This is a genomic window from Paenibacillus piscarius (assembly GCF_022234545.1).
Classification (GTDB): Bacteria; Bacillota; Bacilli; order Paenibacillales; family Paenibacillaceae; genus Paenibacillus_AQ; species Paenibacillus_AQ piscarius.
Map to the genome: position 1 here is coordinate 493,305 of NZ_JAIEUI010000001.1, position 22,314 is coordinate 515,618.

The following is a 22,314-nucleotide window of genomic DNA, read 5'->3' on the forward strand; positions in this document are numbered from 1 at the left end:
CCCTGACCCCCGTCTTACAACTGGGGCAGGGCTTATTTTGCTTACTGCCTATTCTCCCGCCAGCGCATCGCAGAAGGCCTTGCCGTAAGGCGGCAGGTCCGGCGGACGGCGGGCCGAGATAATATGGCCGTCTCGCACGACCGGCTCATCCTTCCAGATGGCCCCGGCATTCTCCATATCATCGCGGATGCCCGGGGTGGAGGTGACCGTTACGCCTTCAAGGATTTTGGCGGAGATTAAGACCCACCCGGCATGGCAGATCTGGCCGATCGGCTTCTTCGCCGCGTGGAAATCCTGCACCAGCTTCAGCACGGCGCTGTAACGTCTGATCTTGTCAGGGGCCCAGCCGCCCGGAACCAGGATGCCGTCATAATCGGCGGCGCTCAGCTCGTCCCAGCTATATTCCGCCGTGGCGGGAACACCATATTTTCCAATATAGGTCTTATCTTTCGTCAGGCCTGCCAGATGAACCTCGGCCCCTTCCTCACGTACCCGGTATACGGGATACCATAGCTCCAGATCCTCGAATTCATCGTCTACAAGCGCAATGACTTTTTTACCGGCCAGTCTCATTCATTACAGCTCCCTTCGGTGTTCGCTTCGGATATCTATGCCATTCTATCAAAAGAAAAACCCGAAGTCACATAGTGTGTGGAAAATAATAGGTTATGTGCCAATTAAAACATGATATGCAAACAAGCAGGGATTCCTTCGGCAGAAGTCGAATATAGTCCATAGAAAAGGCAGAACTATGTCTTCAAAAAGAATATTTTGAGGTGTGGGAGATGTACAAGGATAATTTAATGGAGAAGTCGTGCAATTGCGGCGGGGTCATGACTATACATATGCATACACTGATTTATAGCAGCAAGATCAAAATTACTCATGTTCCTGTATACAGTTGCGGAGAATGCGGCCGCTATGAGCCGCTGCCGGTGATTAAGCGGGACCTCGGCCTGCTGATCAGCGAGCTGGGGGAGCAGCCGCCCGGGCGGCTGCATCTGTCCTTTGCGGACCGTAATGAGTGGGCCAGTGTGCTGAAGGATACATTAGCAGCAGGAACGTATGCCGGCGGATTGCCGGAGCTGGAGGAATTGGTCCGCAAAGCGCTGCAAGGGCGGGTGGATCTGCTGCTGGATGTGTACCGCACGGCGGCGTCTGTGTCAGATCAGAAGTGGATGGAGGATACCGAGGTCCGGCTGTCCCAGTTGACGGCACATTCGGCAAATAGTGCCAAATAATCGGGGGTTTTTACGGTCTGAATAATTTTTCTGCAAAAACAATGAAAAAGTTTCAGTGAATGTTGGATTTTTCACGCGATTTTTGTTACGATAGTTTTGAAAGAAATTTTGAAAGGTTTTTTGAAAGGAAAATGAAGCGTTATCATTGCACAAACGTATAAAGTGTCGTATCATAATTTTAATTAGTCGAACGATAAAATTTATCGCAATGGAGAGAGTAATTTGACGGTAACCATTTACGATGTAGCTCGAGAAGCAGGCGTATCCATGGCTACGGTATCACGGGTTGTGAATAATAACCCCAACGTGAAGCCGCAGACCCGGAAGAAGGTTTTTGAGGCAATTGAACGTTTGGGCTATCGTCCGAACGCGGTGGCGAGAGGGCTGGCCAGCAAGAAAACGACAACCGTCGGGGTTGTCATTCCTGATATCTCCAATTCGATTTTTGCGGAAATTGCCCGCGGGATTGAAGATATCGCCAACATGTACCATTACAACATCATTCTGTGTAATGCGGACAAGCGCAAGGAGAAGGAGATCCGGGTCATTAACACTCTGCTGGAGAAGCAGGTGGACGGGCTGCTGTTCATGGGCGGAACCGTTACGGAAGAACATATCCAAGCCTTCCAGACCTCGGCAGTGCCTATTGTCCTCTGCGCAACCCGCGATGAGAAGGGCACGTATCCATCCGTGGACATCGATCATGAGACAGCGGCATTCGATGCTGTGAATACTCTGATCCGTCACGGCCACCGTGAGATCGCTATGATCAGCGGCACGCTCCAAGACCCTGCCAACGGGTATGCCCGGTTCCAGGGGTATAAGAAGGCGCTGGAGGCGGCAGGCATCGAGTACCAGGAGGATCTGGTCCGCATTGGGAACTACCGTTACGAATCCGGTGTCGAAGCAATGAAGTATTTCCTCGGGCTGAAGAAGAAGCCGACTGCAGTGTTTGCTGCTACCGATGAGATGGCGATTGGCGCCATTCACAGTATTCAGGATGAAGGCCTGAGAGTACCGGATGATTTCTCGATTATCAGTGTAGACAACATCCGTATGGCTTCGATGGTTCGTCCGCTGCTCACTACAGTTGCCCAGCCGATGTATGACCTCGGCGCGGTAGCGATGAGACTGCTGACGAAGCTGATGAAGAAGGAGACGGTCGATAATCCGCGGGTGATTCTGCCGCACGAGACGATTCTTCGTCTGTCCGTCAATCATGTCAACAAATAGCTTGTGAATATTAGCATAAGAAGCTCCTTAGGGAGCTTTTTATGTTTATTGAAGGGGAAGATCATAGCGATGAGCGGAATACTCGGCCTGATTGGGGCGATGGATGAAGAAATTAAGCTGCTGCTGCAGAGCATGGAGAATAAACAGACGACGGTTAAGGCGGGGATTAGCTTTTATGAGGGGACAGTGTTCGGCAGACAGGCGGTTGTCTGTAAATCGGGCGTGGGTAAGGTGAATGCAGCTGTAACCACACAGATTCTGCTGGACCACTTCGGAGTGGTGCAGGTATTGTTCACGGGAGTCGCCGGGGCGCTGCATCCGGAGCTTGCGATCGGGGATATCGTCATTTCATCCCGTTGCATCCAGCATGATATGGATGCAAGCGCCCTCGGGTATGCCAGAGGCATGATTCCGTATCAGGAGGTCTCTGTGTTCGAGGCTGATCCTGTATTGGTGCAGCTGGCAGAGCAGGCCTGCAGGGAGCTGGACCAGAAGTCTGTGACCGGCATCGTACTGTCGGGTGACCAGTTCATCGCCAGCAGGACGGCTGTAGCTGCCTTGCGGGAGGAACTGGATGGGGCCTGTGCCGAGATGGAGGGGGCGGCGGTTGCCCAGGTCTGCTATATGAATAGCGTCCCTTTTGTCATTGTCCGTTCGATGTCAGATAAGGCCGACGGCTCGGCCCATGTGAATTACACTGACTTCACAGTAACCGCATCTCAGCATTCCCATGCGATCTTAGAGCATATGATTAAGGCGATGTGACTTGAAGCTTAATACATGAACCGCTGTCTGAAGCGCACCCGGTCAAAGGTCTCGCGGGAGGACAGCGGTACATCCCGGCCCATCCGCACCATCAGGCAGTTCGCCGGGTGGGAGCAGATCTCCGGGTCGTCGGTCGCATACCACACCATGTCCACGGTCTTCATCAGCTTCTCCATCATCTGGCGGTACTCCCATACGGTGAGTCCGCTGCCTTTCAGGTCCCAGTGCCAGTAATACTCCGTTGTGAACACGATGCAATCCTCAAGCTGTCCTTCTTCAAAAGCAGTGGACACCAGCAGCTTCCCGAGTCCGCTCCCCCGGTACCCGTCAGCCACCTCTATCGCCCCCAACTCAATCAGATCCTCCATCCCGCCCTGTGACCATAGCTCCAGCTCATCGGGATAGTGAAAGGTGACATAGCCGATGATGACATCAGCGGCGACCGCTGCGATCACCCGTCCTTCCGGCAGCCCGGAGATCTCGATCAAGGCTTCCTTCTGCTCCTGCGGCCTGCGGAAGGCATCCAGATCGGGGTGCATGTCCAGGCGCTGCAGATATTCGGCAGACAAGGGGCCATGGACAGTGATAAGCTGTCCTTCATATTCTAGGCTATGGGAGACGGGGATTTTGCGGTGCTCCATGATCGGGTTCCCTCCGGTTCACTATAATATGGAATGTAACCGCTTCCTGTGATATACTGATTCCGACACGGAATATTCACAATTGCAACATTGACAGCAGTGCATAACTCTAGCGTATGGAATCAGATTCTTACCCTTAAAGCTTAAAGCAAACCAGTAGGGGAGGCAAGAGGAATGGGGCAAGTCCACAGTGAAATTTTGCCGGGCCGCGTACAGCATGCGAATATGGCGGAGTATTCCCGGGCAGTTGAGGAATTCCGGTGGGAGGACATCGAGAGACGCTTCTCCTGGTATGAGACCGGCAAGGTGAATATGGCGCACGAGGCCGTAGACCGTCATGTGCAGGAGGGACGGGGAGGGGCTACGGCGCTGATCTATAGCGATGCAGTGCGCGAGGAGCGCTATACCTTCGCTGATCTGCGGGAACGCTCGAACCGGTTCGGCAATGTACTGCGCAAGTACGGCATCGGCAAAGGCGACCGGGTCTTCATCTTCATGCCGCGTACGCCTGAGCTGTACATCAGCCTGCTGGGCATTCTGAAGACGGGGGCAGTGGCCGGGCCGCTGTTCGAGGCCTTTATGGAGACGGCGGTCAAGGACCGCCTTGAGGACAGCGGAGCAGTCGCGCTGGTGACGACACCTGAGCTGCTGCACCGGGTGAAGCGGGACCAGCTTCCCGGGCTGCGCCATATTATCCTGGTGGGCGGCTCTGCCGAAGGCGATCCCGGGCTGCTGGAATATGCAGCCGAAATGAACGAAGCCTCCGCAGAGCTGGAGCCCGAGTGGCTGGGCCTGGATGACGGTCTGATTATGCATTATACCTCCGGCTCCACCGGCAAGCCCAAGGGCATCTACCATGTGCAGAGAGCCATGATTCAGCATTATTATACCGGCAACGTAGTACTGGACCTGCGGCCGGATGATGTGTATTGGTGCACTGCCGACCCCGGTTGGGTGACCGGAACGTCTTACGGCATTTTTGCCCCCTGGCTGAATGGGGTGACCAATGTAATCAGGGGCGGCCGCTTCAGCCCTCATGACTGGTATAAGACCATTGAGCGGTACGGGGTCACCGTATGGTACAGTGCGCCCACGGCCTTCCGGATGCTGATGGGAGCGGGCAAGGAGAGCCTGGAGGGCATCGATCTGAGCAGTCTGCGCCATGTGCTGTCTGTCGGGGAGCCGCTTAATCCGGAGGTCGTACGGTGGGGCGATAAAATCTATAATCAGCGGATTCATGATACCTGGTGGATGACCGAGACCGGTGCCCAGCTGATCTGCAATTATCCGGGAATGGCCATCAAGCCAGGCTCCATGGGACGCCCGCTGCCGGGGATCGAGGCTGCGATTCTCGATGACCGCGGCAATGTGCTGCCGCCTTATTCTATGGGGAATCTGGCCATCCGTACGCCCTGGCCGTCCATGATGGCTAAGGTATGGAACAATCAGGCGAAGTATGACGAATACTTCCGCATTCCCGGCTGGTACATCTCCGGGGATTCCGCCTATATGGATGAGGACGGCTATTTCTGGTTCCAGGGCCGGATTGATGATGTCATCAATTCCTCAGGGGAACGGATCGGGCCGTTCGAGGTGGAGAGCAAGCTGGTGGAGCATCCGGCCGTAGCAGAGGCAGGGGTCATCGGCAAGCCCGATGTAATGCGGGGCGAGATTATTAAGGCCTTCATCTCGCTGCGCGACGGATATGCTCCGACAGCTGAGCTGAAGGAGGAGATCGCCGCCTTCGTCAAGGCAGGGCTGTCTGCCCACGCTGCCCCGCGCGAGATTGAATTCAAGGATAAGCTCCCCAAGACCCGGTCCGGCAAAATCATGCGCCGCGTCCTGAAGGCCTGGGAGCTGCATCTTCCGGCAGGCGATTTATCTACAATCGAGGACTAATCTTATATGCTAACCAAAAAGCCCGTTCCCCTCTTCTGGGGAACGGGCTTACTGCTGTGCTGCTTATCTGCCGGTATTAGCAGCGGGAGTTCCGGCGGCGTTGCTTCCTTTGCTGCCGCCGGCGTTACCGGCGGTGTTGCTCCCTGTCCCGCGGGTTGCATTACTTCCTTTGCTGCCCCCGGTGTTGCCGCTGGCGTTGCCGTTCACGTTGCCGGTATTCCCGGCTGCATTGGTGCCGCCAAGGGGCGTGGACTCGTTCCCGCTGCCCGGCGGCTCGACAATAATCATTCCCGGATCCTCAGTGTTCTCCGGGAGAATGCCGCCCTCCGGCGTAGGCTGAGTCTCCGGTGTCTGCTCCGGAGCAGGGGTAGGCTCCGGAGTAGGCTGCGCGCCGCCGGCCACGCTGCCGGAGGCTGCTTCATGCCCCGCTACGTCGACTGCTGCGACATAGAAGGTGGCACCCGCACTGGCCGGCGTTCCCGGCCGGAAGACGGTGCTCTCTCCGGCGGAGAGGACAGCCTGCTTCTGGAACGCGCCTCCGTTAAGGGAACGGTACAGCCGGTAGCCGACCACATCGGGCGAGCCGCTTGGGGTGAAGGTAACCACAGCTTTGCCTGTGCTGTAGGAGACTATGACTTCACCGGGAGGCGTCGGCGCCTTGCCGTCATCCACCCGCGGATCAACCTCAGTCGGATAGTCCGTCTTGGCGTCTGCCGGCATATAATAGGAGAGCGACTCATGCGACTTCATGGCAGGGAAGGCGGCCAGCAGCTCTTTGACCAGCTCCTGAATCGGCTTATCCCGCTTAACCACGATCTTCTCCTTCAGGAAGTCCTCGGGAGTGCCTTCCAGGGGAATATAGTTCACCCCGTTATAAGTGATATATTTAGCCTTCGTGATGCCGTCGTCGCTCTCTGTAGGAACGAACTTGGCGTTGAACAGATCAGTGGTGAACCGGTCCGTCAGAGAGGAGGGCTTCTTGCCGCTGTACGCAGATACCGTAGCTTTGACAATGCCTTCCGGCTTGGCGAATTCCTTGGTTGTGAACAGCTCAGGGCGCTTGTCAATCAAGGTATTCATCACCTTGGTCCACAACGTCTGCGCCTGGCGTTTTTGCGTATCGCCCTGCAGGGTATTGATCTGCTCCTTGTAGCCGACCCACATGCCCAGCGTAACATCGGGGGTGTAGCCCATGAACCAGACATCCCCGTAGTTCTGGGTAGAGCCGGTTTTGCCGACAATCGGCACATCCTTGAAGTGCTTGTAGTTCCGCTTGACGGTGCTTGCGGTACCGTCTGTGATTACCGTGCGCATCATATCGGTCATCAGATAAGCGGTTTGCTGGGAGAAGACCTGCTCGGGATTCACTTTATGCTGGTAGACGATTTTACCCTGGTAGTCAACAATCTTCTCGATCATATAGGCGTCATTGAAAGCGCCCTGATTGGCGATAGAGGAATAGGCATTAGTCAATTCTTCAACCGTCACCCCGTACCGCAGTCCCCCGATAACCCCTGTCTTGGCGTTATAGTCATCCTCCTGGAGGGTAGTGATGCCCAGCTTCTTCGTGAAGGCCCAGGCCTTCTCAATACCCACCTTCTCATTAAAAAGCTTCAGGGCAGGCAGGTTCAGTGACTTGTTCAGCGCATAACGGGCAGTGACGAGACCCTGATAGCGGTTATTGGCATTCTTGGGGATATGATAGCCCTTGCCCCCGTCCTTCATGATCATCGGCGCATCATCCAGAATTCCGGCGGGCTGAATCAATCCCGCATCCAGCGCCGGCAGATAGGCAGCGATCGGCTTCATGGTGGAGCCCGGCTGACGGATCATCTGGGTGGCGTAGTTCATCTGCTCGATGTTGAAGTCGCGCCCTTCAATCATGCCGAGGATTGCCCCGGTCTTGTTATTGATCAGAATCCCGGCCGTCTGCTCCTTGCCTCTGGCCTTGCTGTCCTTGGTGAAGTTGCTGCTGTCTTCGGAGATGCTGTGCATCGCACTGTACACTTTCTTGTCAATGGTCGTGTACACCCGGTAGCCGCCGGTCATCAGCTGCTGGCGGGCTTCCTCCAGACGCTGGGCCGAATCGGTTGAACTCCCGGTCTTGCCTGCGGCCTCTTCGTTAAGCTTCAGCAGAATCTCGGATGCCTTGCGTTCGGTCTCCATCATTAGGTAAGGGAAGGTGGCATAGGCCTTCTTCGTATGTGGAGCGAGCGAGCTCTTGATATCGAATTGCAGCGCTTCATTGTACTGGGAGGTGGTGATCTTGTTCTCCTCCAGCATCCGCCGCAATACCAGCTTCTGGCGGTTAATGGCCCGCCCGAAGGCAGTCTCGTTGAATTCGCCCACGCCGGTGAACGCGGAATATTTGGAGGGAAGCTGCGGCAGGCCAGCCAGGTAAGCGGCTTGGGCTACATTCAGCTTCTCCAGATCATTCACGCCGAAGATGCCTTTGGCGGCAGCCTTGATGCCGTATACATTATAGCCGTTGGAGCCGTTCCCGAACGGGACCTTGTTCAGATAGGCGGTCAGGATCTCCTGTTTGGACAGGAAGCGCTCCAGCCGCAGCGACAGCAGAATCTCCTTCACCTTGCGGTCTTCTGTGACATCAAGATTCAGGAACACGCGCCGGGCAAGCTGCTGGGTCAGCGTACTGCCCCCGGTCTGCACGGATTCATTAAGCAGCTTCTGCTTGACGGCCCGCAGGGTACCGCTGACATCTACACCCTTATGTTCGTAGAAATCATTGTCCTCTATGGCGAGGACGGCATCAATCACAAGCTGCGGTATATCGTTGAATTCAATTAACCTGCGGTCTTCTTCAGTCCGGAGCTGGCCTATCGGCTGTCCGTCGCTGAAATAAGCAAAACCGGTGACAGCGTTCAGTCCCACTTGCTGCTGGATGAATTCCTCGGTGCGGACCGGATCGTCCTTTACAATGGAAGTAACATAGCCTGCAACGGCACCGCCGGCAAACAGCAAGCCGAGTATACCGAGTATGAACATCCATTTCACAACCGAACCGAATCTGCGGAGCCAGGATCTGCGAGGTGGACGCTGTTTTGCGGTCTTCTTTTTATTCTCCTCAACCATCGACGATAATCCTCCTTTTAACGGAACTATTATAGCACAATTTGGCGGTTTTGAATGCGCTTCGCTGCAGAGGATTTTTGATTCCGGGCAAAAGAAAAAGCTCCCGGAGAAATCCGGGAGCTTGGAGCAGATTCGGCACAAGGCTGAATCTTAACGGTTGTAGAACTCGACAAGTCTAAAACCCCAATAGTATAGCCGTCTAGCGCTTTGTGATTCCTAGTTAGCCCCAACATTAGCCCCACTCGTAAGACTTTCATTGAAAGCGGAGACTGCCTTCATCTCGAACTCCTTGAAGGAATGAGCATAGATATTAAGAATCATATCGGGTGTATTGCCTAAGCGGTCGGCGATAGTTTGCACTGGAATACCCTGATTAATTAAAAGCGTTGCATGAGTGTGTCGAAGTCCGTGAGCAGATATAGGTTTGATTTCGACGCCCTGTTTCTTCAGTTTGTCAAATATCCGTTTGAAAGAATAGAACGTTATGTTTCCGGCTACAGGTTGTCCGTCCTGGAACGAAATAAAGATAAAATCATTCATCTTGTCGAGCTTCATTCCATAAGCGAACTTGGTTTCTACGCACCATTTTTGATAAGTGGCCAATTGCTTGATTAGAAGCGCATCGATTGGAACAGTGCGAAAACTGCGTCTAGTCTTTGGCGGACGATATCCATGTATATCTCGCGTGGCTTCGACAGTCAAAGTTGATCGCTCAAAATCAATGTTTTTCCATCTGAGCGCCATCGCCTCTCCCTTGCGGATTCCTGAATAAGCAAGAAGCATCAACATTGTGTAGTTGGTGATGTTTTCTTGCTCAGCCGCCTTAAGAAACACACTCAATTCCTGCGCTGTTAAAACATTGTCCAAGTCGTCGTTGACCTCAAGATTAATTTTGCTGAAGCGATTCCTTGGCAGGATTTCATCCTCAACGGCAGCATTGATTGCGATCTTAAACAAGCGATGAAACAGGGCCACCGTCCTCGGTTTGTACTTTGCTTGAAGGGGCTTGATGTAAGCTCGAATGTATGTTGTTTTATCCAACTCATTCAGTTTGTATTTTCCCAACAACGGTTTCATTTGATGTTCGATTGCATCTTCTCTTTGCTTCCGGGAGGTGACCTTCCAAGAGTCGCGGTAAGTCTCAAACCACATATCCAACCACTTTTCCACAGTCAGTTGACTGTGTTCGACTTGTTTGACCTGCCCCCGCATCAGCGTTGCCTTGACCTCTATTAATGCCTTCAACGCGTCCTTATCCGTTAAGAATGAACTTTGCTTCTTTTCCTTGCGCTTGCCAGCGTCGTCATAATACTTGTGCCGGTACATGTAGCGTTTATCGCCAGACCCCAACAAATAATAATAAATCTCATCGTCAATCTTCGTCTTATGCAATTTCATAGTTACCATCCCTTTGGACGTGGGTAGACGCTGTCTGGGGCTGGTTTATATTAATCGGTCGTTTGACCGGGAAGCTAGAACTTACAATTCTTGCGTGTAACGTATAGCCTTTCCTATGATTCGAGCAGGGTTGTCCTTCGTGATAATAATAGGCTCGTGATCTGGATTGTCAGGCATAAGCATGACAATGTCTCCTTGTTTCTTCACGCGTTTTAATGTAGCTTCTGTATCCCCATTGACTAATACAGCAGCGATCTCCCCATATTCTACTTCAGGCTGCTCGCGCACCAAAACCAGAGACTTGGAGGGGATGGTCGGAGACATGGAATCTCCTTTCGCTTCTAAATAGAAGACATTCCCTGCCGGCAGAGAATCAGGCGATTCATAGCGATACCCCTGTATGTTTTCATCTGCGAGAATCGGATCTCCGCAAGCTATTACCCCTAAGATAGGGACAGGGACAGTTTGAGGTGAGTATGGGATTAAATTTGTTGGAACATCATCCATTAACGCTGACTTCGGGACGTTTAAATAATCAGCGATTTTCTGAATTTTATCAATTCGCGGGTATTTGATACCAGTCGCCCAGCTTGACACGGCCTGAGTGCTTACACCTATTTTTTCTGCTAAGTCCCTCTGATCAATCTTTTTAGAATCTAATAATTTTACGAGATTATCTGCGAAAATTTGCCGCTGGCTCTTATACATTTCATCACTCCCATAATGATTATTATACACTTAATGTTGATAAAATCAACATAATATGATAAATAAATCAACTTTGGGTATTTATAAACAACTTTAAGTGGATTATAGTTAATGTGCAAGGAGGTGATTGAAAATGACCCAGTGGACTTTAGAAGCTTTGCGCGTAAATAAAGGATGGACTCAGCAGGATGTAGCAGATCGGCTCGGAGTATCTCGATATACAGTTATTAATTGGGAACGCAAACGTCCAAAAGAGCTTGTCATTTACGCGCTGTCTGCGTTGTATGAGGTGGATATTAACGCAATTAATGCGTCGGGTTAATTTTTTGAGTTGACATCCACTTAAAGTTGTTTTTTTGATTTTATCTTAGAGGTGAAGCGAGGTGGAAAAATGATTCCCGCCGCTACAGTAAACATAGAAGTCGATCAGCAAGCAATCGCACGGATTATCGAAGAACAGATCAGCAAGCAAGTTCATCAGCAATTATTACTAATGGATATTAACAAAATAGCGGAATTGACATCCATGTCGGTTCGCTACTTGGAAGACGAGATATTATCCGATCCGCGTGTGCGGATGTACGAACGGAAAAAGCAACGTAAGCGCTGGTGGTTAGCGCAACCTACGTTGAAAGCAATCGAAGAAATCGTTTCAAGCTGGTAATAAAAATAAAAAAAAGCGTGGGTAGACGCGAAAGTTTTTAGAATTATGGCTTGATGAACAGCCTAAGGAAATTCATCACCATCATAATCACATATACCAATTCTATTCATAGGAGGTGAATCATTGAGTCGTATCAAGGCAGAACCCTCAGCGGAAAGGAGGTAAAGCAAACCATGAAAAGACGCCAGTCTAACAAAAAGAAGACCGCTCAACATTCTGCGGTCATTGATCAATCGAAAAGCAATGATACTAAGGGAGATCAAGCCTTCTCTTTACCGCTGGATCGTCAGGGTTCCCCGGAATCCTTGGATGAGCGAGGAAATCGGCAGCTATCCCATAAAGAAGAGCCTTTTGATATAAGCGAAGTTCATCTTCACCCAACTTCTGAATCAGCTCTTGCTGAATCTCAAATTCGTATTCAACATTTTTTACCTCCCAAAGATATTTTGTAATGTAATCCAAGGCCCGGATTTTAGCACTTTCCTTATCTTCGGAGATAACCCAGATGTGAACTCTCGCACCGGCAATATCTTCACAGTCTTTGTTTGATGGGGCGGGTATGGCATTTATTACAAACATGTATGGGTTCAATATAACACCTCCTTCCATAAGATTTGAAGTCTGGATAACTCTCATTCTAAAGGCACAGGAGATTTTTGGAAAGGAGGTGATACAGGTGCAGGATGAAAGCTTGTCGGATCGTCTAAACAAAATTTTAAAGCAAAAAGGATGGACGCGGTATCGGCTCAGCAAAGAAAGTGGAGTGCCGGCGAGTACAATCTACGGAATTTTCAATCGAGACATAGGTTTATCGTTCAGGAATATTCAGAAAATTGCAAACGCACTTGGTACTTCAGAATTTATTTAATCTACTAACAATAAGGGGGATGGATGATGAAAATGACGATAAATATGATCCGCAATGTTTGCGTGATGTTCCTGACCTTGCGTGACCAGGCAGAGGCTGAGGGGTTAACCCAGGCTGCTGCCAATGCTGATAAGGCTTATCGCAACTACCAAGGGTTGTTGTATCTGGCAGACGGAAAACGGCCGTCCGGGGTAGGAGCCGGACAGCCGTTCAAAAGTTGGAAAATCACAATTAAGACCACATTACCATTGATCAAGGAGGATGGCAATGGCGAGACAGCAATTAACCCCAGCACTCTTGGAGCAACGGGCCAGCCTGCGGAAGCAGCTCAACGTCCTTTATGCTCAGCAGGCAGATTTCGTGAAGGTTCACGGTGAAGCAAGCGAGGAGATAGCTTCAGAGGTTAAACGTGTACAGGATGCGCTCTATCTGGTCGATGCAGCTTCGGTGCAACGCTTATGACTGATGCTGAACTGAAATGGCATATTGATGAATCCAAGAAGCTGCGCAAACAAGCGGAGGCATACTCCGAAGATGCTCCAGGTGCAATGGTTGAAGTTCTGCGTTTGTTGACCGCGGCACATATGCTGATGGGCCGAGTGTCCGCTCAGATGGATGGAGACCACGCTAAAATCTACGCAGCCCGTAAGAATACGCATGCTCGTACAAAAAGGGATGCTGCGCGAGGGGACAAGACCCTTGCTGCGGAATTGGCCGTTATGGAGCTTCGTGAGTTTGAAGCCGAAGCCTTGGAACGTAAGATGTTCTGGCAAAACGAGCTTGATGCACTCAAACAGAAAATGTATGAATTGCGTTTGCGAATACGTCAAGACATGCATACAGGAGGCGGATATGATGGATAACCCTTTCGGGTTTCATCCGGTACCAAAACCTGTCTACAAGCGCGGAAAGCGCAAGCAGGGGCAAGAGACAGCCATTACGGCCAAGGTGGATAAAGAGATCTACCGCCGGGCCAGCGAGGCCGGGTACACGGTCTGTGAGCATTGCAGGTGCAGCGTTCCAAGATTCCGGTTTGAGCGCTGCCATATGCTCAATGCTTCCCAATATGGGACAGGCAGGGCACCCTGGAACGTGGTTGTCCTATGTGGTCCCCGCAATGATAACGGGAGCTGCCATCATTGGGCAGACGAGACGGTGGAGGGCAGAGATTGGAAGGCACGGAAGCAAGCGGAGCTTTACCTTTACTACACGGCCGGAGACGGTCGGCAATATTGGCAGTAAGGACATGTTGCATGTCTGGCGGACGTCCTGCGGACATCCATCGGATAACAACCGGACAACGCGCGGATGTCCGCAGCCTGTCCATGCATTGTCCGTGCAGGAGGCGGTGAGTAGCAATTGAGTGAGTCAACAGAAGCCCCAAGGTTGTGGATCAAGAGCTATCAAGCGACAGATCGGGACCCCATAACACGGCGATTTTGCCGTTCAACAGGGCTGAGTACCCCCGCCGCAGTAGGTACGCTGCATATGCTTTGGTGGTGGGTGCTGGACTGGGCGCAGGACGGAGACATCAGCAAATACCAAGATATTGACATCGCTGACGCTGTGAGCTTTGACGGCGAACCCCAGGTACTCATGAGAGCGCTGGTAGATGCGGGGTATGTCATTGAAACCCAGGCGGGGCGCGAGATTGCCAACTGGTTCAAGATCGGAGGGCAGATCATAGAGTCCAAGAAACAGGATGCTGAACGTAAGAGGGAAGCTCGGGAAAAGAAGCGACTTAAGAAGGAAGGTCTGTCGGATGTCCAAGAGAAGTCCGTCGGACATCCCTTGGACAGTCCGGGGACATCCGAAGGAGTTCCAACAGATGTCCGCTCTATAGATAAAGATTTAGATATAGATATAGATATAGATTTAGAACTAAATAAAGATTTAAAAATATACGGTGATGCAGATCAAAATCAAGAACAAAACCAGAAATCGAGGCCGACCGTCGAAAAATCGGCAGCGCCGGATGAGTCCGAAAAACCGGGAAAACCGGGTAAAAAGGGTTCAAAAGGGCGGAAAAAGCCAGAATATGCGGCCGATAGCTTGTATTTTCGGATGGCCACCGGGTTCAAGGAACGGCTTGATAAGCTGGCTAAATCCGAAGGCGTGGAAACTTTGGTACCCCGGGCGAACCTACAAAGCTGGGCGGACGATTTCCGCAAGTTGGTTGAACTGGACAAGCAGAGCGACATCCAGCAGATTGCAGATGTCATGGATTGGGTAGTCAAGGACTCGTTTTGGAAGCGAAACGTTCTCAGCGGAGAGACGTTTCGGGAGAAGTACCCGAAGTTGCTCCTTGCTATGAAAGAGTCGAAGAAGACAGCAACGGGGAATAAGGGTTCCGGCGGCGGGGGCAGGTACGGCCATCAAAAAGAGGAAATCCCGATTGTACAGGACGATGGAAAGGCTGGAACGCCTACAACATCGGAATTTGATGCCATGATGCAAAGGGCTGCTGAGATAAAGGCAGAGAAGATCCGCGCCAGGGAGGCGGCTGGCCGATGAGCTACCTATTACGCGCCCCTGGGAGACACCGCTGCAGCTGCGGCTGGGAAGGTAGGCCCAAAGATGCTGTAAAAGCCGGGAAGCCCGTCAGCAAATGCCCTAAATGTTCTGAGCTTACAGCACTCATACCCTTACGGGAGGTCCCGGGATACTGCTTCTGCTGCGCTTCAGGGCGCGGCAAGCTGATGATAATTGATCACACAATGATCCGCGAGTGCCGCCAGTGCGGTGCCCGACTCAATTTACACACGGTAGAGCCGTGGATATGGGAGGTAACAGGGATGGAACAAGCGGTTGCGAAGTTGAAAACGGAGATGGAAGCAAACAAGGAGAACGGGATGGTTCAGCAGGTTGGGAACTATCTGCTTCAGGTAATCGCGGTGAACCCGGCTGCTGTTGAAAAGGTCCTTGCTGCTGATAAAACGATTGTAAAGAGCTGCTCCGCAATGGAATCGGCAGCGAATAAAGCTCGGAGGAATTATTTCACCGATGAAGAGGGCTATGCGGAGGTGCGTAAGTATTTCGGCATCCAGGGTGATGCGGTTCACGCTCCTGCGGTGCAGCCAGTTCCTGTACCGCCAGCGGCTCCGGCGACTCCGCAGCCAGCTATCGGCCTGGATATTTCTGATCTGTTTGGCGATCTGTAAGGAGGGGGCTACTGTGGCAGATAACAAATATTCTGATTTTTCCGTATTTAAAGCCCATTTCCCTAATGTTATCAGTGATGAAATTCAGGATTACGCCACAAATCAAGTCCTTGAGTGGAGTTGCTATTTGTTTACGAGAAGAGTCAAAGGAATACAGTTTGGATTCTGCACTCATTGTAAAGAAGAGTATGTGACTGAAAACCTTAAACATAAAGACAGTGTCAAATGTAAAAAGTGCGGATGGCTCTGCCAAGTTAAGGCAAACGGACTCGGAAGATCAACCTTGATTGATGAAGCATATCTGCTCTACTACATGAAATCTGAGATTAACCCTGACGCAATTATTGCCCAAGGATATTACCTAAAGAGAAACTACACGGGAGATTACCGAGAAACAGAAACAGAGTTCAAGGTTATTGCGATGTATCTTTTTGAGCCAGGGCATAGCAAAATGTATCGCCGGGCGTACTGGCCTGAAGAAGAGAACTCCTTCAAGGAATGTAAAAAAGTGTTTTCTGAGGCGGCAATGAGCATGAACTATAAAGCGTGCTATCATGCCAAACACAGTATCAGAGCTGCTGTGAAAGGAACCCCATTTCAATACTGTACCTGGGAGAGATATGACAATCTAGATTACATCGGGATATTTGATCTTGCGGCAAATTATCAGTGCATTGAATTCCTAACGAAAGTAGGCCTGCAAAGAGTGGTTGAAGCCAAACTTGGAGCGGGCCAGACTTACGGCGTTATAAACTGGCGTGGTAAAACGCCTGAGAAAGTTCTCCGACTTAGCAAAAGGGAAATTAAGGATATGAGAGCTTCCGGAGTAACTATCACTCCAGAAGTGCTTAACTGCTATCACCGTTCCCATCGTCAGGGCCTTAATTACACGTTTGTTGAAGCCTATGTCATGAAGGATCTTGAGGAGGGATACTACAGCGGCGAAATTCGCAGAATGATCGAACTTGCAACCGCACCTCAGATCAAAAAGTATCTGGTTAAGCAATACGGAAAATCAGAGGTGCGTGAAAACTATCGCACAGGGAGTGCGCTGTTTGTAGCTTGGCGTGATTATACCAGGGAATGCGAAGAGTTAGGAATGAATCTTAAGCAGGATCACATTCTATTCCCCAATAACATTTATCGTTCTCATCAAAAAACGATGAAGAAAATACAAGTCAAAGTTGATGAGGCTTTAAACGGATTGATTGCAGCCCGGCTTCCTGATCTGGAAGTATTCAAATTTGAAAAATTCGGCTTATTCCTTCGACCAGCAGCATCTAAGGAAGAACTCTTTGCCGAAGGTGCAGCGCTTGAACATTGTGTTGGCAGTCACTATACCAAAGATTACGCCAACGGAAAAACTGATATTTTCCTCATTCGGCAGACCGCAGCACCGGACAAGCCTTATTACACAATGGAAGTCAAAAATGGAAAAGTGCTTCAATGCGAAGGCGGGAAAGAGAGTCGGGAAAAAACAAAACTTGTGGAAGAGTTTGTTAATGCCTTTGTTGCAGAAAAACTCAGTCCTAAGGTCAAAACACGTAAAGCCAAATCCAATAAACCGCAGGGGGTAGCAGTATGACGCAATTATCTATGAGAACACCGGAAGTCATTGCCATTGAGATTATCAGTATTCGTGACCACGTTCAGCGGACGGCCATTCAAGGGGCTGTAGAGATTGGAAGGAAGCTGACAGAGGTCAAGAAGATGCTTCCACATGGAGCATTTGGTGAGTGGTTGGCTGATAATGTTGGATTCTCGCAATCGCAGGCTAACAATATGATGGCCATCTTTGATGGATATGGTTCACAGCAGCTTGACATGTTCGGAGAAAACTTAAAATCCCAAACGTTTGAGATTTTAACACCAACCCAAGCACTGGCTTTGCTGGGCGTACCCGAACCGGAGCGGGAGTCATTTGTTGTTGAGCAAAATGTTGCCGAGATGTCTACCCGGGAGCTTCAGGAAGCAGTGAAACAGCGGAAGCAGGCCATTAAGGAGAAGGAAGCTGCCGAGAAAGCCGCTGCCAAGGCTGAGAAGGCGGCAGAACAAGAACGGAAGGCCCGGGAGAAGCTAGAGAAGCAGCAGGCCGACCATGCTGTCATTGTCCAGCGCTTACAGGAGCAGCTTGACGCTGCACAAGCCGCTTCCGCTTCCGGTGATGATGATAAGGCAGCCGAACTGCAGGAGGAGGCTAACAGCCTGCGGGAAACCCTCTCCAAGTCTGAGCAGGATCTGATTGAATACCAGCAGCGTGTTAAGAAGCTTCAGGAGGAGCTGGAGGCCAAGCCAGTAGAGGTAACTACTGTAACCGAGTATCAGACACCGCCTGAAGTTCTTGCAGAGCTGGAGGCGTTGCGGAAGAAGGCTGCATCCGCAACCGGTGAGGAGACGGCCATGTTCAAGGCTCATTCTAAAGGGTTCCAGGATAGCTTTAACGCATCCATTGGTGTTATTACCACTCTGAGAGACAAGGACGCTGAGATTGCAGCGAAATGCATCTCTATCCTTTCCGACACTATTGATCGTATGCAAAAGTTGCTCACGGCCGTATCACGGTCTGAATAATGTTCATTTTCTTTGCAGCCGATTCCGAGCAATCAGATGTTGAGAAGCTTCTGGGTGAGGTGGTACTGCTTCAGCGGCAGTACCACTCCTATCCAACCCATACAGGGCAGATAAGCCATTACTACGCCCTGACAGCAGATTACCTGATTGACCTGTGTATTGCCGAAGATAGCCAGTACAGCCGGGTATTTGCCCGGTATGACCGCTCTATCTTGGAGCGGGACAATTACTTCCCGGGAGCGGGGCAGCTTCTACAGCGGATTTTCAATAGTGCATTTTAGAAAGGGGCGATTTCATGACAAAGCCCGCGCCTGTTAGGGCTGATTTGATTAAGAAAGCACTCGCAGACCGGCATAAGGACGACTTTTTTATGACTGAGGTGAAGGACGGACCTACTCAGTCTGTGCGGCACCACCTTAAGCTCGATGCGCTGGCCATTCGAAAGAGCTGGTCTAAGCCGCTCCTGTCAGGATATGAAATCAAGGTAAGCCGGAGTGATTTCCTGCGAGATGATAAATGGATGGGATACCTTCCGCTGTGCCATGAGTTTTCATTTGTCTGCCCAGCGGGATTGATTAAGCCCGAGGAGCTGCCCGAGCAAGTAGGGCTTATTTATTACAATCCTGAGAAAGAGACTTTACTGACGAAGCGTAAGGCTGTATACCGCTTGGTTGATATCCCGGCCAATATGCTCATGTACATCATCATGAACCGCCTTGACAATGACCGGCACCCGTTTTTCTCAGATCAACGTGAGCAGATTGAAGCTTATATCAAGGATAAGGTCAATCGCTATAATTTATCCGAATCCTACAAGCACAAAATCGCGGTTCGGCTGGCCGACATGGAAAAGGAAGTTGCGGAGATCCGCCGGAAGAATGAACGCTTTGACAAGACTCAAGCGGCATATGATCGACTTCGTAAGCTGGCCGAGCAAGCGGGCTGTCACGGCTGGTTTGGAGACGGTTGGGTGGACGAGCTGGAACAGATGCTATTATCCCGTGCTGTCAGCAAAGAGATACAGTATGCAGTGGAGTCAGTGGAGCGCAGTGCATTGCAGTTACGGAAGGCGGTAGAGTCGAAAGTGGTGGAGGCGTGATGTTCTTCTTTTTCTCTCCGCCCGCTCCACCGGCATCTAAGGACAAATATGGTCCGGGCGTAGTGTGCAAGATCATTCGTAATGATAAGCGCCACGAAACCATGCCGAAGCTGTACCCTGACAAAATTGGCCGCGAAGTCATGATTACTGAAGCTGCAACTGACCCAGCCGGTTTGGTATGGGGGTATGAGATCGAGATCGGCCGTAGGCCAGTAAGCACCCAGCCATACCGTACCGATTGTCTCAAGCCGTTGACTGCCTTACAGACAGCGCGATTACTACGGCTTGCAGAGTAGAGGGTGAGGCCATGTTCTTTTTCTTCCCGGAGGAGCGGGAGCTGCCACCATGCCAAATTATAGATTACCGAGACATATACGACAGGCTTAAGCATATTCCAGCGGACAGATGGACGCGGGAGCTGGACCAGTTCTCCGTCCTGTTCCTCTGGAAATTAAATGATAGGAGGAGCTGATAAGCATGAGAATCTTTGTTCAGAATCTTGAAGAGGTTGAACTGATCAGTAAGTTATTATCGGCAGTCCATGAATTGGGAGTCATTGACTTAATGGAAGAGGAGGACGGCAAAGAGAACGGAATGGAGCAGATGCTCAGTGCTGACGATTATCGGATTTTGAGGGAAACAGTATCCGGTGACCGGGTAGGCATCGTTATGGATGCTAATGAATCATTACTCTATTACGATGATGCGGAGTTTATCACAGGATTATGCTCCAAATGCGGGGAGCAGACACAGGGCCTCTATGATGCAGATCTCATAACGTACACCGAAGCTATTCGGATGCAAAGTCCAGAGGGACAAAAGAATTGGCGCTGCTACGATTGCCAACAGCGGGAGGCGATGGCATGAAGAAGACGAAGCGGCCAACACGGCGGCAGAAGGAAGTAATCCAGGCTAACAAGCTGAATCCTAGAAACTGGCTGGTGGAGCGGATCAGCCCCAAGGGCATTGTAATTGTTCATCGGGACAGCGGGAAAAGCAGATTCTTAGGGTTGGCTAGGTAAGGAGGGGGAATATGCGAATACTCAAGCATTTAGATGATTTCAGGGTTGGAGACACCTTAGCGGGCTGGGGAGATGATCAGAACGGGGCGTTTGTAATCAAGCTCCCCGGCTCCCGCCTTACATTCCAGGTTATTGCAAGCACCGGAGCCGGTTGGGACCATGTGAGTGTAAGTACAGCGGAGCGGTGCCCCCGTTGGAATGAAATGCAGCAAATCAAAGAGCTGTTTTTTGAGGATGGCGAAGCCGTCATGCAGCTCCACCCTGCAAAGAGCGATTATGTCAATTTACATCCGTATTGCTTACACCTGTGGCGGCCACATCATGTATGTATACCGCTGCCGGACAAATTGATGGTTTAGGGGGATCTTATATGAGCGATATTGAAAAAGGACTCTATAACAAATACCGTATTCTGCACCGGGAGTCAGGGGCTGAGGTTGAGGGCGCTTGCTTCGTTCTCCGGCCGGACAAGGATGCTGCTGCCCGCTCGGCACTGCTCCAGTACGCCGAGGCAACCGACAATATGGAGCTGTCGGCGGATATCTGGAAGTGGATGCAAAGCATTGATCCTTATGCGGAGTGCCCGGAAGGTGTATTCCCGCTCCTGGATGGCACAGAGGTCATACTATCCCCTGGAGACCGGGTACTGTTCCACCGGACGAATAGCGGATCAATCCCGCTTACAATTGACGCTGACAGCATCATTGATGATGTATTGATGTCCTATGGAGCGGTACGGCTTAGGATGGAAGCTCTTGAACACCAGTTAGAAGAGGGACAACAACGAATAGGCAAACTTGAACTGTACTCTAAGGCGTTGGAGTTCAGCCGTGATTCAGCTCAAAAGATGGCTGACGAAATTTCTAAAGATAAAGGGTTAGAGTTATATGAGGCACAACAGAACATAGCAAGGATAAGCAGTGAGTTTGAACCTGGTAAGAGAAAGGCGATTGTTGAACAATGCAGTGACCTGAATCAATACGATGAAGAGGATTTTAGCCCGCCCGTCTGCATCGAAGATCTTCCAGAAGCTGATAAATCGGAAATTATGGAATGGCTGACAGCGATTCTAAGGGATTGTGCAGAGAATACGTTTGATTCGATTGCTGATGCTCTTGGATTTTCGGGTAACGCTCATGAATAACTGGCATTTTTCAGACAAGGACAAGGAGGCGGAGCGGGCAGCTGGTGGGCAGGGAGAAATTAAAGTCTCCCGTCTATCTCCGGAAGAGCTGGAGGAGATCCGGCGCAAGTATCCGGCTCCAGTAGGGGCCAAGAAGCCAACACCCATATTTGAATATAACAGAAGGAGAACCGGACAATGACCAAGCCTCTACCTGACCAGCCAATGTCGGTGAAAGAAGTCCAGGCGGCGCTTGCAGCAGGCGAACGGTTTTTTAAGGGCTATGGCCTCGGTGATACTGTAGTCATTCAAGAAGTACTTAGATGGGGCAAGGCATTTGTGAGATTCACCACACCTAACATGAAGTACTTCATTTCAACCAATATCCGTACCTTTGCTTGGGGAGTGTTTGGAGTATACAAAGAGGGGGAATGTCTTTGTGGGGGCGGTGGTGCAGATGGAGTTCTTCCCGGGTGTGACAGCGGCGGACAAAGTGGCCACAAAGAAACTACTAAAGGATTATCCCAAAATGATAAGGAAAATCAGAGTTTACGAGAAGAAGGAGTCTCTTACGAATCTAGAGTCGAAGGAATTTAAGGATTTTTCTCATAAGGTGAGAGAAATCGATAGAGCATTTGAACTAATTGAAGATGATGAGGTAATGGACATAATTAAACACCGTTATGTGAATGCCCGCAAGCATAAGCTTACTTTACTAAAATATACCGCAAGCACAAGCGCTGCTACCATCAACCGGCGAATAAGAGTTGGTGTAGCAACCATAGCCGATCATCTGAAGCTTGCCGAAATCATTTAAAATTCATTTTA

The 22,314-nt window shown here is 50.7% G+C and carries 28 protein-coding genes; 22 read left to right on the plus strand and 6 right to left on the minus strand.

Annotated elements, in window-relative coordinates; genetic code table 11:
• Positions 1-48 precede the first annotated feature (48 nt).
• Positions 49-573: a type 1 glutamine amidotransferase domain-containing protein gene (locus tag K1558_RS02170; RefSeq protein WP_238649721.1), complete on the minus strand. Its 525-nt coding sequence runs from the start codon at positions 571-573 to the stop codon at positions 49-51.
• A gap of 212 nt (positions 574-785) precedes the next feature.
• Between K1558_RS02170 and K1558_RS02175 the strand changes: the two genes are divergently transcribed.
• The 3 genes from K1558_RS02175 to K1558_RS02185 all read left to right on the plus strand — a co-directional run bounded on the left by K1558_RS02175 (position 786) and on the right by K1558_RS02185 (position 3,239).
• Complete coding sequence (locus K1558_RS02175) at positions 786-1,241, plus strand: hypothetical protein (RefSeq protein ID WP_238649722.1); 456 nt, start codon at positions 786-788, stop codon at positions 1,239-1,241.
• A 222-nt stretch (positions 1,242-1,463) separates the two neighbouring features.
• A complete protein-coding gene (ccpA, locus tag K1558_RS02180) occupies positions 1,464-2,474 on the plus strand; it encodes a catabolite control protein A (RefSeq protein ID WP_238649723.1) in 1,011 nt (336 codons plus the stop codon).
• Between the two features lie 69 nt (positions 2,475-2,543).
• Positions 2,544-3,239: a 5'-methylthioadenosine/adenosylhomocysteine nucleosidase gene (locus K1558_RS02185; protein WP_238649724.1), complete on the plus strand. Its 696-nt coding sequence runs from the start codon at positions 2,544-2,546 to the stop codon at positions 3,237-3,239.
• Between the two features lie 8 nt (positions 3,240-3,247).
• Here K1558_RS02185 and K1558_RS02190 read toward each other — a convergent pair whose 3' ends face one another.
• Positions 3,248-3,880: a GNAT family N-acetyltransferase gene (locus tag K1558_RS02190; protein WP_238649725.1), complete on the minus strand. Its 633-nt coding sequence runs from the start codon at positions 3,878-3,880 to the stop codon at positions 3,248-3,250.
• Between the two features lie 174 nt (positions 3,881-4,054).
• On the opposite strand from K1558_RS02190, the gene acsA reads away from it, so the two are divergent.
• A complete protein-coding gene (gene acsA / locus K1558_RS02195; protein ID WP_238649726.1) occupies positions 4,055-5,779 on the plus strand; it encodes an acetate--CoA ligase in 1,725 nt (574 codons plus the stop codon).
• 63 nt (positions 5,780-5,842) lie between these two features.
• On the opposite strand, the gene K1558_RS02200 is transcribed toward acsA, so the two are convergent.
• From K1558_RS02200 to K1558_RS02210, 3 genes are all read right to left on the minus strand, one after another.
• Positions 5,843-8,872 carry a transglycosylase domain-containing protein gene (locus K1558_RS02200; protein ID WP_238649727.1) on the minus strand — a complete coding sequence of 1,010 codons (3,030 nt, stop codon included), beginning with the start codon at positions 8,870-8,872 and terminating at the stop codon, positions 5,843-5,845.
• Between the two features lie 216 nt (positions 8,873-9,088).
• Positions 9,089-10,270, minus strand: a complete 1,182-nt coding sequence (locus K1558_RS02205; RefSeq protein WP_238649728.1) for a tyrosine-type recombinase/integrase — start codon at positions 10,268-10,270, stop codon at positions 9,089-9,091.
• An 81-nt stretch (positions 10,271-10,351) separates the two neighbouring features.
• Positions 10,352-10,978, minus strand: coding sequence for a LexA family protein (locus tag K1558_RS02210; protein WP_238649729.1), 627 nt, complete (start codon positions 10,976-10,978; stop codon positions 10,352-10,354).
• A gap of 133 nt (positions 10,979-11,111) precedes the next feature.
• Here K1558_RS02210 and K1558_RS02215 point away from each other — a divergent pair, with 133 nt between their 5' ends.
• Together K1558_RS02215 and K1558_RS02220 are read left to right on the plus strand one after the other, a co-directional pair.
• Positions 11,112-11,300 carry a helix-turn-helix transcriptional regulator gene (locus tag K1558_RS02215; protein ID WP_238649730.1) on the plus strand — a complete coding sequence of 63 codons (189 nt, stop codon included), beginning with the start codon at positions 11,112-11,114 and terminating at the stop codon, positions 11,298-11,300.
• Positions 11,301-11,369: 69 nt separating this feature from the next.
• Positions 11,370-11,642 carry a hypothetical protein gene (locus K1558_RS02220; protein ID WP_238649731.1) on the plus strand — a complete coding sequence of 91 codons (273 nt, stop codon included), beginning with the start codon at positions 11,370-11,372 and terminating at the stop codon, positions 11,640-11,642.
• Positions 11,643-11,891: 249 nt separating this feature from the next.
• On the opposite strand, the gene K1558_RS02225 is transcribed toward K1558_RS02220, so the two are convergent.
• Positions 11,892-12,233, minus strand: coding sequence for a hypothetical protein (locus tag K1558_RS02225; protein WP_238650026.1), 342 nt, complete (start codon positions 12,231-12,233; stop codon positions 11,892-11,894).
• On the opposite strand from K1558_RS02225, the gene K1558_RS02230 reads away from it, so the two are divergent.
• The 16 genes from K1558_RS02230 to K1558_RS02305 all read left to right on the plus strand — a co-directional run bounded on the left by K1558_RS02230 (position 12,220) and on the right by K1558_RS02305 (position 22,303).
• Entirely contained in the window at positions 12,220-12,510 is a 291-nt protein-coding gene (locus K1558_RS02230; RefSeq protein WP_238650005.1) for a helix-turn-helix domain-containing protein, read from the plus strand. The two genes, K1558_RS02225 and K1558_RS02230, sit on opposite strands and share 14 nt — an antisense overlap.
• Positions 12,511-12,533: 23 nt before the next feature.
• Positions 12,534-12,887: a hypothetical protein gene (locus K1558_RS02235; RefSeq protein WP_238649732.1), complete on the plus strand. Its 354-nt coding sequence runs from the start codon at positions 12,534-12,536 to the stop codon at positions 12,885-12,887.
• Positions 12,888-12,968: 81 nt separating this feature from the next.
• Positions 12,969-13,373, plus strand: coding sequence for a hypothetical protein (locus K1558_RS02240; protein ID WP_238649733.1), 405 nt, complete (start codon positions 12,969-12,971; stop codon positions 13,371-13,373).
• Positions 13,363-13,752, plus strand: a complete 390-nt coding sequence (locus K1558_RS02245; RefSeq protein ID WP_238649734.1) for a hypothetical protein — start codon at positions 13,363-13,365, stop codon at positions 13,750-13,752. The genes K1558_RS02240 and K1558_RS02245 overlap by 11 nt, the downstream gene beginning before the upstream one ends.
• A 117-nt stretch (positions 13,753-13,869) precedes the next feature.
• Positions 13,870-15,024 (plus strand): hypothetical protein, encoded by a 1,155-nt coding sequence (locus tag K1558_RS02250; protein ID WP_238649735.1) that lies wholly within the window; start codon positions 13,870-13,872, stop codon positions 15,022-15,024.
• A gap of 281 nt (positions 15,025-15,305) precedes the next feature.
• Positions 15,306-15,671, plus strand: coding sequence for a hypothetical protein (locus K1558_RS02255; protein WP_238649736.1), 366 nt, complete (start codon positions 15,306-15,308; stop codon positions 15,669-15,671).
• 13 nt (positions 15,672-15,684) lie between these two features.
• The gene (locus tag K1558_RS32970) at positions 15,685-17,256 is read left to right on the plus strand and encodes a PcfJ domain-containing protein (RefSeq protein WP_238649737.1); all 1,572 of its coding nucleotides are present in this window, start codon (positions 15,685-15,687) and stop codon (positions 17,254-17,256) included.
• Positions 17,253-18,242 carry a DUF3102 domain-containing protein gene (locus K1558_RS02265; protein WP_238649738.1) on the plus strand — a complete coding sequence of 330 codons (990 nt, stop codon included), beginning with the start codon at positions 17,253-17,255 and terminating at the stop codon, positions 18,240-18,242. Before K1558_RS32970 ends, K1558_RS02265 begins: the two co-directional genes overlap by 4 nt.
• On the plus strand, positions 18,242-18,523 hold the full coding sequence (locus K1558_RS02270) for a hypothetical protein (RefSeq protein ID WP_238649739.1): 282 nt from the start codon (positions 18,242-18,244) through the stop codon (positions 18,521-18,523). Before K1558_RS02265 ends, K1558_RS02270 begins: the two co-directional genes overlap by 1 nt.
• Before the next feature lie 14 nt (positions 18,524-18,537).
• Positions 18,538-19,341, plus strand: coding sequence for a hypothetical protein (locus tag K1558_RS02275; protein WP_238649740.1), 804 nt, complete (start codon positions 18,538-18,540; stop codon positions 19,339-19,341).
• Positions 19,342-19,818: 477 nt separating this feature from the next.
• Positions 19,819-20,208 carry a hypothetical protein gene (locus K1558_RS02280; protein WP_238649741.1) on the plus strand — a complete coding sequence of 130 codons (390 nt, stop codon included), beginning with the start codon at positions 19,819-19,821 and terminating at the stop codon, positions 20,206-20,208.
• Positions 20,205-20,363 (plus strand): DUF6906 family protein, encoded by a 159-nt coding sequence (locus K1558_RS02285; protein WP_238649742.1) that lies wholly within the window; start codon positions 20,205-20,207, stop codon positions 20,361-20,363. Before K1558_RS02280 ends, K1558_RS02285 begins: the two co-directional genes overlap by 4 nt.
• Before the next feature lie 11 nt (positions 20,364-20,374).
• Positions 20,375-20,722 (plus strand): DUF7694 domain-containing protein, encoded by a 348-nt coding sequence (locus K1558_RS02290; protein ID WP_238649743.1) that lies wholly within the window; start codon positions 20,375-20,377, stop codon positions 20,720-20,722.
• A gap of 11 nt (positions 20,723-20,733) precedes the next feature.
• Positions 20,734-21,507, plus strand: coding sequence for a hypothetical protein (locus K1558_RS02295; protein WP_238649744.1), 774 nt, complete (start codon positions 20,734-20,736; stop codon positions 21,505-21,507).
• Between the two features lie 177 nt (positions 21,508-21,684).
• Entirely contained in the window at positions 21,685-22,083 is a 399-nt protein-coding gene (locus K1558_RS02300) for a hypothetical protein (RefSeq protein WP_238649745.1), read from the plus strand.
• Between the two features lie 16 nt (positions 22,084-22,099).
• Entirely contained in the window at positions 22,100-22,303 is a 204-nt protein-coding gene (locus tag K1558_RS02305; RefSeq protein WP_238649746.1) for a hypothetical protein, read from the plus strand.
• Positions 22,304-22,314 lie beyond the last annotated feature (11 nt).

What these genes read in the sequence shown, in the direction of transcription:
- K1558_RS02170 (WP_238649721.1), bottom strand. Translation starts at nt 573, where the DNA reads ATGAGACTGGCCGGTAAAAAAGTCATTGCGCTTGTAGACGATGAATTC.
- K1558_RS02175 (WP_238649722.1), top strand. Translation starts at nt 786, where the DNA reads ATGTACAAGGATAATTTAATGGAGAAGTCGTGCAATTGCGGCGGGGTC.
- K1558_RS02185 (WP_238649724.1), top strand. Translation starts at nt 2,544, where the DNA reads ATGAGCGGAATACTCGGCCTGATTGGGGCGATGGATGAAGAAATTAAG.
- K1558_RS02190 (WP_238649725.1), bottom strand. Translation starts at nt 3,880, where the DNA reads ATGGAGCACCGCAAAATCCCCGTCTCCCATAGCCTAGAATATGAAGGA.
- acsA (WP_238649726.1), top strand. Translation starts at nt 4,055, where the DNA reads ATGGGGCAAGTCCACAGTGAAATTTTGCCGGGCCGCGTACAGCATGCG.
- K1558_RS02200 (WP_238649727.1), bottom strand. Translation starts at nt 8,872, where the DNA reads ATGGTTGAGGAGAATAAAAAGAAGACCGCAAAACAGCGTCCACCTCGC.
- K1558_RS02205 (WP_238649728.1), bottom strand. Translation starts at nt 10,270, where the DNA reads ATGAAATTGCATAAGACGAAGATTGACGATGAGATTTATTATTATTTG.
- K1558_RS02210 (WP_238649729.1), bottom strand. Translation starts at nt 10,978, where the DNA reads ATGTATAAGAGCCAGCGGCAAATTTTCGCAGATAATCTCGTAAAATTA.
- K1558_RS02215 (WP_238649730.1), top strand. Translation starts at nt 11,112, where the DNA reads ATGACCCAGTGGACTTTAGAAGCTTTGCGCGTAAATAAAGGATGGACT.
- K1558_RS02220 (WP_238649731.1), top strand. Translation starts at nt 11,370, where the DNA reads ATGATTCCCGCCGCTACAGTAAACATAGAAGTCGATCAGCAAGCAATC.
- K1558_RS02230 (WP_238650005.1), top strand. Translation starts at nt 12,220, where the DNA reads ATGTATGGGTTCAATATAACACCTCCTTCCATAAGATTTGAAGTCTGG.
- K1558_RS02235 (WP_238649732.1), top strand. Translation starts at nt 12,534, where the DNA reads ATGATGAAAATGACGATAAATATGATCCGCAATGTTTGCGTGATGTTC.
- K1558_RS02240 (WP_238649733.1), top strand. Translation starts at nt 12,969, where the DNA reads ATGACTGATGCTGAACTGAAATGGCATATTGATGAATCCAAGAAGCTG.
- K1558_RS02245 (WP_238649734.1), top strand. Translation starts at nt 13,363, where the DNA reads ATGATGGATAACCCTTTCGGGTTTCATCCGGTACCAAAACCTGTCTAC.
- K1558_RS02255 (WP_238649736.1), top strand. Translation starts at nt 15,306, where the DNA reads ATGGAACAAGCGGTTGCGAAGTTGAAAACGGAGATGGAAGCAAACAAG.
- K1558_RS02265 (WP_238649738.1), top strand. Translation starts at nt 17,253, where the DNA reads ATGACGCAATTATCTATGAGAACACCGGAAGTCATTGCCATTGAGATT.
- K1558_RS02270 (WP_238649739.1), top strand. Translation starts at nt 18,242, where the DNA reads ATGTTCATTTTCTTTGCAGCCGATTCCGAGCAATCAGATGTTGAGAAG.
- K1558_RS02275 (WP_238649740.1), top strand. Translation starts at nt 18,538, where the DNA reads ATGACAAAGCCCGCGCCTGTTAGGGCTGATTTGATTAAGAAAGCACTC.
- K1558_RS02280 (WP_238649741.1), top strand. Translation starts at nt 19,819, where the DNA reads ATGAGAATCTTTGTTCAGAATCTTGAAGAGGTTGAACTGATCAGTAAG.
- K1558_RS02285 (WP_238649742.1), top strand. Translation starts at nt 20,205, where the DNA reads ATGAAGAAGACGAAGCGGCCAACACGGCGGCAGAAGGAAGTAATCCAG.
- K1558_RS02290 (WP_238649743.1), top strand. Translation starts at nt 20,375, where the DNA reads ATGCGAATACTCAAGCATTTAGATGATTTCAGGGTTGGAGACACCTTA.
- K1558_RS02295 (WP_238649744.1), top strand. Translation starts at nt 20,734, where the DNA reads ATGAGCGATATTGAAAAAGGACTCTATAACAAATACCGTATTCTGCAC.
- K1558_RS02300 (WP_238649745.1), top strand. Translation starts at nt 21,685, where the DNA reads ATGACCAAGCCTCTACCTGACCAGCCAATGTCGGTGAAAGAAGTCCAG.